The sequence below is a fragment of the Borrelia nietonii YOR genome, assembly GCF_023035795.1.
Lineage (GTDB): Bacteria > Spirochaetota > Spirochaetia > Borreliales > Borreliaceae > Borrelia > Borrelia hermsii.
The window spans coordinates 93940-107789 of sequence record NZ_CP073153.1; the positions used below are offsets into that span (position 1 = coordinate 93940).

Below are 13850 nucleotides of genomic sequence, written 5' to 3' on the forward strand. Positions count from 1 at the left end.
AAAAAAGATAAAAAAAATTAAAAACATTAAATAAATTTAAAATAATCCTTAAACAAATACAAAATAAAATCAAAAATAGAGCTTACAACAAACCAAATAAAATCAAAAATAGAGTTTGCAATAAACCAAATAAGATCAAATATAAAACCTAAAAATAGGTATAAGTAATTAAATGTAGAACTTACAACAAACCAAATAAAATCAAAAATAGAGTTTGCAATAAACCAAATAAGATTAAATATAAAATCTAAAAATAGGTATAAGTAATTAAACACATACCAAAAATAATGAGAAGTAGAATCTGGGGGAACTAATAAACTCAATAAAAGTGCTAAGCCCAATAAAATTAACAAACTTGATAAAATTATCAAAAATAAAAATTTACGCAAAATCATCATCCTGCAAAGGTTCGACCTTCATGGGCTTAATGTAACCATTACCTTTAGTAGAGAAAAAATCATGAGTTTTAGTATTAGTTCTAAGCCCATTTAAAACTAAAGGATTAACATCAATATCTCGAATATTAAATGCAGAATCAAATCCTAAATTCATCAAGGCCTTATCAGCATTATACCTAACAAAAACATCAACAGCACCCTCAAGCCCAATAGATGAATATAAGTCTTTAGTATATGCACTCTCTAAATAATAAAGTCTCTCTAAAATCAATGTTGCCTCTCTTTGAGCAAATGCTTGCTCCTTAAAAGTCATTTTATTAAACTCTTCTTGTGCCAAAAGACCAACAAATACTCCATGCACAGATTCATCACGTAATATTAAATTAATAATCTCACCACTATTAACCATCTTACCTTGACCTGCAAGATAAAGGGGATAAAAAAACCCTGAATAAAACAAAAACGTCTCAAGAAATACAGAAGTACACAAAGCTTTATACAAACTCATCCTATCGTGTATGCTGTTATACTTGCCCAAGATCAAATCCAATTTATCTTGGAAATTTCTATAAGTCTTGACCCAGCCAAATATATGATCTATTCGATCTATGTTTGATAAACTTGAGAATATGCTACTATAACTCTTAGCATGCATATGCTCCATAGCGCCCATAAACCCAAGAACCGGTTTATAATCCAGATTATCTATTGCCAAAGCTAGACGCGGCATACCAACAGAACCTTGCTCTGTATCTAATAAGGTAAGTCCACCCAAAATCTTCTCGTAAACATCCCTCTCCTCACCATCTAAGGTATTCCAAATCAATTTATCATCAGAGATTGGAATCTCTTCATCTACCCAAAATTGTCTTATATTTTGATCCCAAAACATCTTAGTATAACTATTATTTAATCTATTCCAATTGATAGCTTCTCTATTTTGCTTCATTAATACTCCCCTAAATCATAATTATATTGCACAAAGAATACATTCATCTACTGATAAATTTTTATTACGCGTATAATACAAACTCTTAAGTCCCTTATTTTTAGCATAAATGTAAAGTTTTACAAGCTCCCTAGTACTAGTTTCATTTGTAACATAAAGAAGAGTACTAATTCCTTGATCAACATGCCGTTGAGCTTCACTTATTAAATCAATTAATTTTCTCATATCCATATAATATGCCGACTTAAAAAACAAAGCATTTTCCTTGCTAAGATATGGCATTGGATAATAAGTTGTAGAATTACCATAAACTCTAGCCTCAACAGGTTCAACAATAGGCATAAGGGATGTTGTTGCATTTTGAATATAAGATATACTCTGTGTTGGTGCTACTGCTAACCTATATGCATGATAAAGTCCATGCATTTGAACATCACGCTTAAGATTCTCCCAATCACTCTTTAAAGGAATCTTTATACCGCTAAATATCCCTTTTACAACTTCTGTTTTGGGAGAAAAATCTTCAGTTAAATACATATTAAAGTAATTGCCATTATAATATTCACTTTTATTAAAATCCTTAAAAGTCTTGCCTCTAGTTTTTGCAATATTCATACTGCTCTTAATGGAATAAAAATTTAATAACATAAAAAAGGTACGAACAAAATCTATAGCCTCAGAACTCTCATAAGGGATCTTATTTTTAATTAAAAACCCATGTAAATTCATAACACCAAGACCAACAGCATGATAATCATTATTTGCCTTGCTTATGCTTGGGGCATTTTTAATGTCAGTTTTATCACAAACAGATGTCAATGCCTGCATGGCAATATCAACTGTATGCTCAAAATCGCTATTAACTACATTTACAATATTTAACGAGCCTAAGATACAACTAACATCATATCCAATCAAATCCCCCTCTCCATAATCACCAATAATTGATGGTGTTTGAATTTGAAAAATCTCTGTACAAAGATTAGACATCTTAATTTTTCCAATACCTTTTAGTGGATTATTTAAATTACATGCTGTTTGGTACATTATATAAGGATATCCAGATTCAAACTGCAACCTAGCAATACGAACAAGCATGTCTCTAGCTTTAAACTCTTTTTTTAAAATATTAGGATTACTTGCAAGTAAGTCATATTCCAAGTCAAAATCAATTTCATTCATAAACCTGCCAGTTGCCTTATAAAGTGAATATGGCGCAAAAGCATAATAACTTTGACCTTGTTTTGCAATCTCAAAAAATTTATCTGGAATTATTACTCCTAATGATAATGTTTGAACACGACTCTTCTCATCAGCATTAATCTTTTTTGTATCTAAAAAATCTTCTATATCATAATGAAAAATATTTAAATATACAGCACCAGCTCCCTTTCGCTGTCCCATCTGATCTGCATAATTAAATCCATCCTCTAAAAGCTTCATAACGGGAATAATACCTTTTGCAATATTACAAATTCCCCGTATCTCCTCGCCTCTAGCCCTAATATTGGAAAGATTTAAAGCCACTCCTCCACCAATTTTTGAAAGCTGCATGGCAGAAGAAATATTAAAAGTAATACTATTAAGAGAGTCACCAACTTCCAATAAGAAACATGATACAAGCTCACCTCTTACCCTTTTACCAGCATTTAAAAATGTAGGGGTTGCAGGTTGATATCGCTGCTTTATCATCTCTGAAGCAAGTTTTAAAGCAAATTCAAAACAACCATCAGCAAGAAAAAGACTAACTGCAATTATTCTATCCTCATAAGATTCAAGATAAATATCACCATTAAGCTTAAGTGAATAATCTTTATAAAATTTCGAAGCACTCATATAAGACTTAAACTTAAAATTTTCAAGCTTTACAACCTTATATATTTCAAGTATTTGCGCTTCAGAATAGTTTTTATAAAAATCTTCATATAAATTATTATCAATTAAATAATGCATCCTTTCATTTGGATTACTGAATCTTAAAGACTTAGCTTTGACTTCTTCTAAAAAAACACTCAAAGCCTCAAGATCTTTTTCTAATCTGTAAAATCCATCCTTTAAAACCATTATCTCATTATTTAACTCTAAGTGCCTCATTTTTAATCCTTTCTACAAAATTCTCAACATCATGTGATGTTCCTGAAAGTTCAAACTTTAGTATTTCTTCAACATTATATTCATTTCTTATTAAATTAACAGCATTGCAAAATGAATCACCCCAATTTCTATTCCCAGAGCCAGCAACTCCAACCATAAGTTTAAAATTATGCTTTAAAAAATTTTCTACCTCAGATGGAACCTTGCCAAAGGAAATCGTATATGTAAGTAAGACATAAGGCCTATTTACGATCTCAGAGCCTGTAACTATGCGAAAAGTATCCTTAAGTCCCGTTTTTGCAATAAACCGCTCTATATTTCCTGTCTTTGAAGCATAAACTACTAAAATATATCTATCTCCTAACAATAAATTTCCTAATAAAATTAAAATTGTAAATTATAAATTAAGTTTTTCTTTTAACCTATTTAAAAGTTTTTCAGGTAAATTAATTTTAGTTAAATCTAATACCTTGCGAATCTCACATACCTCTTCACTTGAAAGCATAACGCCCCCTAAAATATGCCTTTTAAAACTAGCTGTTGCTAATGGTGCAACTAACTCCACAATGTCTAATATGATCTTAGCGTATTCTCTTATTTCTTTTTGTGCATGCCCTGATGATCTAAGTTTAATAAAACGAAACAAATTATTTAAATCAATCTGCCAGTACCATTCTGTATATAAACTTAAAGGCAAAGTTATTCTTGCAAGCTCTCTTGAGACATCTCCCTTGATCATATCATCATAAATCTTATAAGAATGCTTATAACTCTCATCTAGACCGCTTAAAAAGGACAAAGCAATATCAGCTTCAACATCCTCATCTGAACGACCCTGTTTATTTAGAGTGCTTTGCCTTTTAATATCTTCCCTTAAAGGAACATAAAATTCTTCCCTCATAAGGCTATAACGCCCTGAGACTTCATTAATTCTTGATGTTCTATGTCTCATCCATTGCCTTGCAACAAATATTGGAGCTTTAACATGAAAAGTCAAAACTACTTGCTCAAGTGGACTTGTATGTTCATTTCGAATCAAATAGTCAATAAGACCGGCACTATCTCTTTTTGCTTTAGAATCTCTATAAGAAACCCTAGCAGCATTTACAATTCGCTCATCGCTGCCCATATAATCAATAAGCCTTAAGAATCCCTTATCTAAAACCTTATATTCCTTGTCCAATATTTCTTCTGCTGCCTTTACATGATCGTGCATATACCCGTCCTAATTAATTAAAATTTCTATCTAAAATTATTGTAAATCCCCACCAGAGCTTTCTGGTAGCCTACAGATATCGTAAACAAAAAGTAAAATTTGCATACGATTTTAGAATAATATCACAATTATTCCACAATATTTTACATTATTCTATAAATATCCTAACCATTAAACAACTCATCTTATTATACATAACTTAACTTCTCCTTAATAAAAATTAAAACTAAAACCAAAATAAAAGTTAATAAAATAAATGTTAACATAAAACTACCGATTATTAAATAAGCATTTTTAGCAATCTCTATGTACTTAAGCACAAATAAATTAGCATAAAAACTCAATAATAAACTAAACAATAAACTAAATAATAAATGGCAAATATGATTTTTAGCTATACACTTCTACACTTGGAGGTTAAAACTTGAGAAAGACAATTATTCTATTACCGTTATTTATAACTTGTTGCTTCTTAAGTAGTGATGATATTGCAAATATCAAAACTAAAGCTCAACAAGCACTTATGCACAAAGATAGACTGGGGGATCTCTTAAGTGATGAAGAGAGAGCAAAAAAGCTTTTAAGTGATCAAGACCCAGAGCATGCAGCATTAATAAAAGAATATTCAAAATTTGAAATACTTGAAGGCACTACTAAAAAATGTATGTGTCTATTCTGCACTTGGTTTTGTGGCTGTTCACAAAAATGTCATATCACTTGGACTAAAATTAAAGCCAAAGACATTATTGGGCAAGATGAAAAACCACTAGATGCATTAAAAAATAAGCTTAGATACTCATATTCAGTATCGCCTATCAAGTACAATGACAAATACAGCAATTACGTTATGCCTTTAATATTATTTGAAAGCATGGATGAGAATATTGAAGTAACCTCATTTAAGCTAACAAATCATACAAGCCTAGACTTCAATAATAAGAACGTTTTAGGTGGAATTACACAAGGCATACCTAAGGTAGAAAAGTCATCTGAAGCGGGATATAAAAACGTATACCCTTATGGAATACTAAATGCACTAAGCCCAACTGGTGGGGATGAATTAATATCTGCTTTTTCAGCTCTTTACGCAAATGGCAAATGGCACTTTATGCAAGCAGAAATAAAAGTTAAAGACCAAACAAACACAGAGACAACTCATAACATACTCTTAAGTGGTAAATTATTTAACGAATTTATGAAAACAGTTATATCAAAGCATCAAGGCGCCACAACTGCAAATACCAAATTTAGAGTTCCAATTAACGATTAAAACACAATTAAAAAATTAAATTGATAAATAACGGTTAAGTTTACATTCATTACTTACTCATTACTTAAGGCTAAAGGCAAGTTTAAACACACTTACTTAAAGTTTTACCTTAAGTAATGAACCTGCAATAATTTTTAACAAAATTGATTAATCTTAAACATTTTTAAAAATTAATTTGTTATTAAAAATTTATTTAAAATAATTTAAATAAATTTGTTTTATAGCTCAAAATAATTTATATTATATAAGTCGGCAAAAAAAATTAATAATGTATCCTAAAAAATCAAAGGGGTAAAAGATGAAAAATATAATTATTTTATTACCAATCTTCATAACATGTCACATACAGCATGATGATAATTTAAAACTTCAAAGTCAGGGTAAAAACCCTAGACAAATTTATAGATTAATTAATAAACCTAAGCTCAACGCAAATGGAATTACAAAAGAATATCAATATCAACCAGCTCCAATGAGCATATCTGAGGGTATTTTGGATGTATGCTTAAGCGTGATTCACTGGTATTGGGAAAGGCCTATATGCCAAATTACCTGGGCAAAAACTAACCCACAAAATATTATTGGGCCAGATACAAGACCATCATCAAGACTACAAGGTAAACTTAAATACTCATACGCCGTAGCACCTATTCAGAGCCATCAAGAATATACCAAATACGTCATGCCTTTAATATTATTTGAAAGCGTGGTTAGTAATATTAAAGTGCTTTCATTTAAATTAACAGATTACAAAAACCTAAATCTGGATTTTAGAGAAGGAAGCATGCAAAGCATAAGAAACAATGTAGCTAACCAGCTAGAAAAATCAATTAAAGCATTAGGATATCACTCTGTATTTATTTGTGGCCAACTAGTAGCATCAGCTCCAAATGGAGGGAAAGATCTAATTAATGCTTTTGCTAATCTTTACAAGGATGGTCAATGGAGCTTCATGGAAGGGGAAATAACCATTCACGATGACAGAATTAATCAAACAAACACTTACACAATACTTCTAGACAGCGAATTATTTAATGAATTTTTAAAATCAATAATAGCAAGGCATCCAGGAACACTCACTGCAAATAATCAATTTAGAGTACCTGTTAATTAAGAGTACTCATATTGCAAAAAATCATTTAAATCGTATTACTTATAGACATTCAATATAATTAATATTATTATTTAATTTAACTATTTAAGCAATTGGCATATATTCATAATCTAAATTACTTAAGGAAGAGTGACAGACATTAACTATAATTAACTATAACTATAACTATAAAAATTTTATTTGAAAGGATGTATAATGCGCAAGATACTTATTTTATTGCCACTATTTATAACCTGTCACTTATTTCAAGGCAATAAAACACCCATTAAAGAGAATGAAGAAGATATTGATGAGACGGAATATGAGACCGATTTAACTCACACCCACACCCAAAATCCAAAGCCTATCAAGAGAGAACGAATACATAGCAAACACCGCTTATTTGAATTATTTGAAGATTATTTAAATAATATTTGTCTGCAACCACCACACTTCCCACAAAAATGTAAAGTTCAAGTTTGTGGAATTACTTGGATTAAAATTAAAAGCAAAACCATTGTGGGCAAAGATAAAACCCCAATACCAGAATTAAAGAACAAGCTTAAATATTCATATGCAATAGCACCTATTAAATATAATGATGGATACAATGCAAATATTACGCCACTCATATTAATTGAAATCTTTGATAGCAACATTGAAGTAGTCTCATTTAAATTAACAAATCATCCTAACCTAGAATTAGATCTTAGCAAGAAAACATACGATCCCAATGCCATTTCAATAATTCAAACATTTTATGATGAAGTTAGGAATTCAATCTTAAGAGCAGCAAAATACAAAATTAAATCTTATGGAGGTGAAGACGTGCACCTTTATGGCATACTCAACATGCCCACAATAAGCCAACCTAGAGTAACTGGAAATGTGCAGTTAATATCAATTTTTGCTGATCTTTTTAAAAATAAACAATGGGAAAGCCTGCAAGCAGAAATCACAATCAAAGACAAAACAAACAATCAAGAAAAAACTTATCAAATACTTCTAAGTAGTAAAGTATTTAATGAATTTACAAAAACAACCTTATTAAGACACAAAGGCATAACTAATGTGCATCCCACATTTAAAGCCCCTGTTAAGGATGAATAACATTGATAATAACTTAACCTAATACTACTTAAAGTCTTATTAAAAGTTAAATTAAATTTAATTTTTATTTAACTTTTAATTTTAATTTAAAAATCTTACATTCAGGAATAACAAATTTAAGGATTATCTTACAAAAACGTCAATACAAAATGCAATCTAATATTTATGCAAAACATCATATACTTGTCTTTTAAGTGGTATAAATATTTCTGAACAATCAGATAACTTAAGTGCCATATATGCTCCCTTGTAACCATTATCACTACCACAAGCAATTTTTAAAGTTTTTAAATATTCTCTCTCCTTAGCATCAAGTTCTATTTCAAAAGTATCTCTTTGAGAATGCCCATCTGCAAACTCATATATAGCATTTAATATTTCATCTCGTACTCTTAATGTCACAATTATATCAGCAATTGCCTCTTTAGTCTTAGAAGCACCAAGAATAACTAAAAACTCATAAAATTCATCATCACTGTAAGTACGTATACCCGCACCTTCTGCAATTGTAGGATCTGTTAATGCACTTCTTAAAAATCTAACTGCTATTCTCTCTTCTCCTGATAAATTAAAATTCACAATTAAATTTTCTAATGAAGGATGGTCAAAGGTAAGACCAATGTCAAGGTCACTACTGGCAATATCATCATAATCATAACCTAACCCCAAATTACTGACATAATCTTCATCCTCACAACAACAAAATAAAATCATTAGCAAGATTAAAAGTTTGTAAGCTTTCATAGCCCCCATATTTTATGCCTCCTCTTGCTATAAAGATACCTCATTAATCATTAATTAAAAACATAAATAATAACTTTATTTATTAAAAACAATGATAAAGACCAATTTATAAATCCAAATAAATATCTCTTAAGTTATAACTTAATATATAACTTAATTTATAAAACTAATACCAGACCAAATGTCTTAAATCAGAGATAATAATATAAATACAATAGTAGATTTAAGTCACACCCGCGGTATTTCCCGTTGCAATAGTAGGAGCTCCACTGGCATTCACATAAGTTATGCTACCAACACCATGTGTATGACTTTCGAATAATTTGCCATTAATGTATAAATTACCCTTAAGCTGAATGCTATCAGCTTCAATAACTAGTGATTTAACAGAAATCTTGGTATGATCACTCTCACATGTCACATTCTTAGAACTAAAAGAAGCATTCTCACTTAAAACATCAAATTCTTTCAAACTGAGATTAAACTTATCTACATTAATACCTGCATACTTACGATTTACTGCATTTAAAATATAAAAATAATGTTTATCAAAATAATTATTATCTCTCTCATTAAAAATATTAATGCTACTTTGAAGCAAGATTACCCTATCACCTTCCTGAAGTTCAAATCGTAAGCATGAAATATTACGACTTTTAATATTTAAGTCCTCATATTCTTCAATTAAAACAATTCCTTCTTGAGTTTCAAAATCAAATTCCTTAATAATTCCAATTCGGCAAATAAATACACTATCATGCAAATATTTCTTAACCATCTCTAATACTAAATCATCACCTAAATTCCCCAACTTTCTAGCAATTTCATAAGCTTCCTTCATAAACTTACCCCATCCATAAAATATTAGATTCATCATAAAGTCTTAATTTTAATGTACAGTCACCTACATTGCTTAAACTAGCACCAGTCTCTTGCACAATAGCCCTAATAACTCCCCCATACCTATCTGAAAACTCTACCCCATCCCCAACTTTAATCTTATCTGTAAAGAAAAGTGTGACATTCCAAAAACTAATGGTTGATTTTCCTACAAATCTTACCTCTCTTTGTGGAATAAATAAAAGTGCAAAATCCTCAAGTCTCTTATAGACTCTCTGCCCGACTGATCTATCGAAATTAATGAAAACAAATTTAGCATCAACTTTAAAATCCAAGTCACCAATATCAACAAAAATTAAATGCACATATTTCCCAATAATCTTTTGTATAAACTCTTTTAAAGTCGTGACATAAAAACTCTCACTTATCATCTGCTTCCGATCTTGATTGCTCATGCCAATAATGGCTTGGCCTGGGAACGCCAAATTTATTGCTTCCTCTAGGGATCTTCCAATGTAATTCTTAGTATCAAGTTTTTTATCAAAAAAAGTATCGCTTGATAGCAGATAAACCTCATACTGACAAATGAAATCACCATTCTCAAAATCAAAATCCACAGGCGCGCCCAGGTATCCAATCATAATAAACCTATAATCCAAATCATCCTCATGAGCAAACTTCTTATAGTATATTCTAGCAATATCTCCCTGCATTAAAGACTTATTAAAATTCAAAGGCATATTAAATAACTGTAATCGTGCTTTTTTACATTGCAGCGAGCTTGCAAGGGAATACTCATTACTAATTACAATATTAATAATAGGTGCTCCTTGCTTTGTCTCTATTATAAGCTTGGGTTTCTGATGCCTAATATCATTACTAGCATCATAAAACTCTATTCTAAAATCATATTGAAATAATATCATAACTTCCTATATCTACTCCAAATAAAGAGCAAAACTAATAAGTTAATACTCATATCTAAAACCTAAACTAAATACCAATTAGCATAAATAATATTAATTATCATCATCTGCTTGCTCTGCCCTAAAACTAACAGGCTTCTCACCAAGTGGCCTAACAATAGGTCTTACAAAATTTGGTCTTATATCACTGCCTGGTCTTCTACGACTTGGCCTTGTACTGCTTGGCCTAATATTACCTTGCTTAACGCCACTTGGTTTAGTCGTACTTCTTGGTCTACTATTTTCTTGCCTAACCCCACTTGGTCTTACTCGCAACTTTTGACTTGCTGCTGGTCTTTGACTTGCCGGTCTTTGACGTCCCAAGCTCTCATCATTACCCTTAACCATAGGTTGTCTCTCTGCCTGTTCGCCACTACCCCTAACCATGTCACTTGATCTCTCGCTTACTTGTCTTTGACCCCCCGATCTCTCATAACCATTCCTTGTAATATCTCTTTGAAAGTCATATCTCCCCTTACTGCTTTGACTTGACTGTCTTTGACTTTGCTGGCTTTGACTTGACTGCCTTTGACCACTTGAACTGCCATTTGCAACACCTAATTTTACACCAAGTTTTTGTCTAACATAACCCTCCACAAATTCAATCTCTCTAAGCTGCAATTTAATGAATAACTTGGTATAATCCGGATTTTTAATCCAAGTCTTATTACTAAAACCTAAAACCCTATGTCTATACTTGCCAAACGCATTTTCCATAGGAATTTCTATTGTTTCTTTAAACCTATTATCAGTCTCGGTAAAAACATCATCATCAAAATACTGACCATATTCTCTTAAAAATTCATCTTCTACTTGCAAAAACAAATCATCCCGTACCATATTTACAAGACACTTATAATAACCTTCAAGCTCTGCTATTCTTTGTAAAATTTTCTTTGACTTCCCATTCTTAGTCGGATCATCAACATTAACTAAAACATCATCCACAATCTCATAACTTGCTTCATAAGCTTCCTCAATATCTTGCTCAAAATTCCAATTGGCAAAATCAAAAGGCCTTGAAGGTGCCGCATTAAGATTAAAAAATAAAAATAATGAAAATAATAATACAATATACCTAAATTTAACCATAAACATTCTCCTAAATATAAATTACTATATATTTATATTCTAACCTTTATAGGTAGAAAAATTAAAAGTTTTTACTATTTTAATTTGCAAACTAATATCAAGCTCATCAATAAATGACGTACTCCTGATTTTTAAAGAATTAATAATAGCCGTTTCATGAAATCCTATTGAAGGGCCATAAATGGTATAATAAATACCAGCTTTAAATTTTTCCCTAAATTGCATCTTTATAAAATTAGAATCAAACTCTAAAGCACTATTTGCAAAAGGCGTCGTCTTTAGGTTCTCAATTAAAATTTTATCATAAATAGCAGATAAAATCGCATTAGAAATGTTAATTATCTCAGGATTTGCCGTAACATTATAACTTACAAATTCACTACGCCTGGTATTAAGATTAATAATGGCTCGCTGAGTACTGATACTACTTAAATTCTCCTCAATAGCCCCCAATTTTGGAAATATGAAAAACACTTGCGGCAAATATACAAGTCCCTTAAAATCAGGTCTAGGAAAAATCGCAACAAAATTAGATGAACTTGAGAGACTTAAAACGTTATTTACAACCTCCCGAATAAGTAATGTTACATCTTCAAACATATTAAATATCCTTTAAAACTCTTTAAGGCATTCGTGAAATTTCACTGCCCATCTTATAATCACTCATATTATTTTGCAAAGAAACACCTTGCATGTTTATAGCGTCTGCTAAAGCATTAATAGCACTCTCCATATTAGTAAAATAAAAACCTAAAGGTTCTACAATACTCTTATCTAAATCTATGCGACAAGCCCAACTTAAAAATTCTCTAACCTCCTCTAATAGCATATGTATATCATCACCACCCACATCATTAATCGGTCCAAAACTGTTTGGTTTGAAATCGCTTGTAATTGACCCTGAACGAGCATCACTTAAGTTTGAATTTAAGTTTGAACTTAATCCTGAACCTAATCCTGAATTTAAGTTTGAATTTAAGTTTGAATTTAAATTTGAACCTAGACCTGAACCACCTGCACTTAAGTTTGAACCTGAACCTAATCCTGAATTTAAAAGCACATCCCAAAGACGCTGCTTTAAGCCCCCACTAATTCCCGTACCTAAAACCCCAGAAAGGTTTTCTTTTATATCTTTTATATAAGTTAAATCAGTCGAAGATAAATTCTTAGAGTCTTTTTTTAATAAATCATAAACAACAGATACAGCATCATCATTAGAATCAAACTGCCTGCTGCTTCCCTTTAAATCACTTGCAAGTTTAACTGCATCAAAGAGTGCCTCAGGAGTACTCTCTGGTAATAATGATTTAAAACCACAAGTCTTACGAATAAAATCATTCATATCTACTTGAGTATCAAATTTACCTGTTCTTGCAAGCGTACTTTCAATTCCTCTGCTCTCAAAATCACTATAAGTTACATCATTAATTCCACAAGCAACATTACCTCCCAAGTACCCCAAATTATTAGGAGCTACTAGAGAATCTAAATTACTCTTAGATTTAAAAATATTTGAACCTAGAATACTTGTATTTAAATTTAAATTTGAACTTAACTGTGAACTTAAATTTGAACCATCATCAGATAAAGAAAAGCCTGACATACTTGCAGGCTTTTGAAGCTTAAAAGACATTAAATCTGAAAACATCAGTTTAATTGAATTGCCATCTAATTTCAAATCTTCACTTCCTTTAAAGTTTAAAGCTTGCATAAAATCTTTAGGAACATCAACTTCTTGCAAATCAACATCAATACCTGGTAACTCAACTCTAAATTTATCACTCATAAAATTATTATTTAAAATACCATTATTATTTAAAATACCCTGCAAACCACTAACTACCTCAGGCTCAACTTCAAGAGAAGCTAGCTGTTTCTCTAGAAACTCACTACTACCTGCAACCTTTAATTTAAGTTCATCTAAAAGTTCATCTAGAGTACTATTTAAATTACTACCAGCATCACTACCCAAATCACTAACAGCTAACTCACCAGCATCACTACCTAAGTTGGGCTTAAAGAATATATCCTGCTTTGCACGAGCAAATTTACCTAAATTAAATTTACCTAAATTCATAT

General features: G+C 30.8%; 13 protein-coding genes. 3 read left to right on the forward strand and 10 right to left on the reverse strand.

What is annotated here, in order from left to right; genetic code table 11:
- Positions 1-381: 381 nt before the first annotated feature.
- The 4 genes from nrdF to thyX are packed head-to-tail and all read right to left on the reverse strand — an operon-like array spanning position 382 to position 4657.
- Positions 382-1347 (reverse strand): class 1b ribonucleoside-diphosphate reductase subunit beta, encoded by a 966-nt coding sequence (gene nrdF, locus bhYOR_RS05720; protein ID WP_025400299.1) that lies wholly within the window; start codon positions 1345-1347, stop codon positions 382-384.
- A gap of 21 nt (positions 1348-1368) precedes the next feature.
- On the reverse strand, positions 1369-3441 hold the full coding sequence (gene nrdE / locus bhYOR_RS05725; protein WP_025400300.1) for a class 1b ribonucleoside-diphosphate reductase subunit alpha: 2073 nt from the start codon (positions 3439-3441) through the stop codon (positions 1369-1371).
- On the reverse strand, positions 3419-3808 hold the full coding sequence (gene nrdI, locus bhYOR_RS05730; RefSeq protein ID WP_241763523.1) for a class Ib ribonucleoside-diphosphate reductase assembly flavoprotein NrdI: 390 nt from the start codon (positions 3806-3808) through the stop codon (positions 3419-3421). The genes nrdE and nrdI overlap by 23 nt, the downstream gene beginning before the upstream one ends.
- A gap of 30 nt (positions 3809-3838) precedes the next feature.
- Complete coding sequence (gene thyX, locus bhYOR_RS05735; RefSeq protein WP_025400302.1) at positions 3839-4657, reverse strand: FAD-dependent thymidylate synthase; 819 nt, start codon at positions 4655-4657, stop codon at positions 3839-3841.
- A 424-nt stretch (positions 4658-5081) separates the two neighbouring features.
- Here thyX and bhYOR_RS05740 point away from each other — a divergent pair, with 424 nt between their 5' ends.
- The 3 genes from bhYOR_RS05740 to bhYOR_RS05750 all read left to right on the forward strand — a co-directional run bounded on the left by bhYOR_RS05740 (position 5082) and on the right by bhYOR_RS05750 (position 8130).
- Positions 5082-5927 (forward strand): S2/P23 family protein, encoded by an 846-nt coding sequence (locus bhYOR_RS05740; protein WP_025400303.1) that lies wholly within the window; start codon positions 5082-5084, stop codon positions 5925-5927.
- Positions 5928-6225: 298 nt separating this feature from the next.
- On the forward strand, positions 6226-7041 hold the full coding sequence (locus bhYOR_RS05745; protein ID WP_025434213.1) for a BB0158 famile outer surface lipoprotein: 816 nt from the start codon (positions 6226-6228) through the stop codon (positions 7039-7041).
- 195 nt (positions 7042-7236) lie between these two features.
- Positions 7237-8130 carry a BB0158 famile outer surface lipoprotein gene (locus bhYOR_RS05750; RefSeq protein WP_025400305.1) on the forward strand — a complete coding sequence of 298 codons (894 nt, stop codon included), beginning with the start codon at positions 7237-7239 and terminating at the stop codon, positions 8128-8130.
- Between the two features lie 156 nt (positions 8131-8286).
- Here bhYOR_RS05750 and bhYOR_RS05755 read toward each other — a convergent pair whose 3' ends face one another.
- The 6 genes from bhYOR_RS05755 to bhYOR_RS05780 form a co-directional block, all read right to left on the reverse strand.
- Positions 8287-8883, reverse strand: a complete 597-nt coding sequence (locus bhYOR_RS05755; RefSeq protein WP_241763740.1) for a BTA121 domain-containing protein surface lipoprotein — start codon at positions 8881-8883, stop codon at positions 8287-8289.
- Positions 8884-9097: 214 nt separating this feature from the next.
- Positions 9098-9715 (reverse strand): DUF777 family protein, encoded by a 618-nt coding sequence (locus bhYOR_RS05760; RefSeq protein ID WP_025434214.1) that lies wholly within the window; start codon positions 9713-9715, stop codon positions 9098-9100.
- Between the two features lie 4 nt (positions 9716-9719).
- A complete protein-coding gene (locus bhYOR_RS05765; protein ID WP_025434215.1) occupies positions 9720-10640 on the reverse strand; it encodes a DUF693 family protein in 921 nt (306 codons plus the stop codon).
- A gap of 93 nt (positions 10641-10733) precedes the next feature.
- The gene (locus bhYOR_RS05770) at positions 10734-11771 is read right to left on the reverse strand and encodes a hypothetical protein (protein ID WP_241763741.1); all 1038 of its coding nucleotides are present in this window, start codon (positions 11769-11771) and stop codon (positions 10734-10736) included.
- A 39-nt stretch (positions 11772-11810) separates the two neighbouring features.
- Positions 11811-12371, reverse strand: a complete 561-nt coding sequence (locus bhYOR_RS05775; protein ID WP_025400309.1) for a DUF792 family protein — start codon at positions 12369-12371, stop codon at positions 11811-11813.
- A 22-nt stretch (positions 12372-12393) separates the two neighbouring features.
- Positions 12394-13848 (reverse strand): hypothetical protein, encoded by a 1455-nt coding sequence (locus bhYOR_RS05780; RefSeq protein ID WP_025434216.1) that lies wholly within the window; start codon positions 13846-13848, stop codon positions 12394-12396.
- Between the last annotated feature and the right edge of the window lie 2 nt (positions 13849-13850).

Bases quoted from the DNA above. Each gene is read 5' to 3' on its own strand.
- nrdE (WP_025400300.1), bottom strand. From the start codon at position 3,441: ATGAGGCACTTAGAGTTAAATAATGAGATAATGGTTTTAAAGGATGGA.
- nrdF (WP_025400299.1), bottom strand. From the start codon at position 1,347: ATGAAGCAAAATAGAGAAGCTATCAATTGGAATAGATTAAATAATAGT.
- bhYOR_RS05750 (WP_025400305.1), top strand. From the start codon at position 7,237: ATGCGCAAGATACTTATTTTATTGCCACTATTTATAACCTGTCACTTA.
- bhYOR_RS05780 (WP_025434216.1), bottom strand. From the start codon at position 13,848: ATGAATTTAGGTAAATTTAATTTAGGTAAATTTGCTCGTGCAAAGCAG.
- bhYOR_RS05765 (WP_025434215.1), bottom strand. From the start codon at position 10,640: ATGATATTATTTCAATATGATTTTAGAATAGAGTTTTATGATGCTAGT.
- bhYOR_RS05770 (WP_241763741.1), bottom strand. From the start codon at position 11,771: ATGGTTAAATTTAGGTATATTGTATTATTATTTTCATTATTTTTATTT.
- bhYOR_RS05755 (WP_241763740.1), bottom strand. From the start codon at position 8,883: ATGGGGGCTATGAAAGCTTACAAACTTTTAATCTTGCTAATGATTTTA.
- thyX (WP_025400302.1), bottom strand. From the start codon at position 4,657: ATGCACGATCATGTAAAGGCAGCAGAAGAAATATTGGACAAGGAATAT.
- bhYOR_RS05775 (WP_025400309.1), bottom strand. From the start codon at position 12,371: ATGTTTGAAGATGTAACATTACTTATTCGGGAGGTTGTAAATAACGTT.
- bhYOR_RS05760 (WP_025434214.1), bottom strand. From the start codon at position 9,715: ATGAAGGAAGCTTATGAAATTGCTAGAAAGTTGGGGAATTTAGGTGAT.
- bhYOR_RS05745 (WP_025434213.1), top strand. From the start codon at position 6,226: ATGAAAAATATAATTATTTTATTACCAATCTTCATAACATGTCACATA.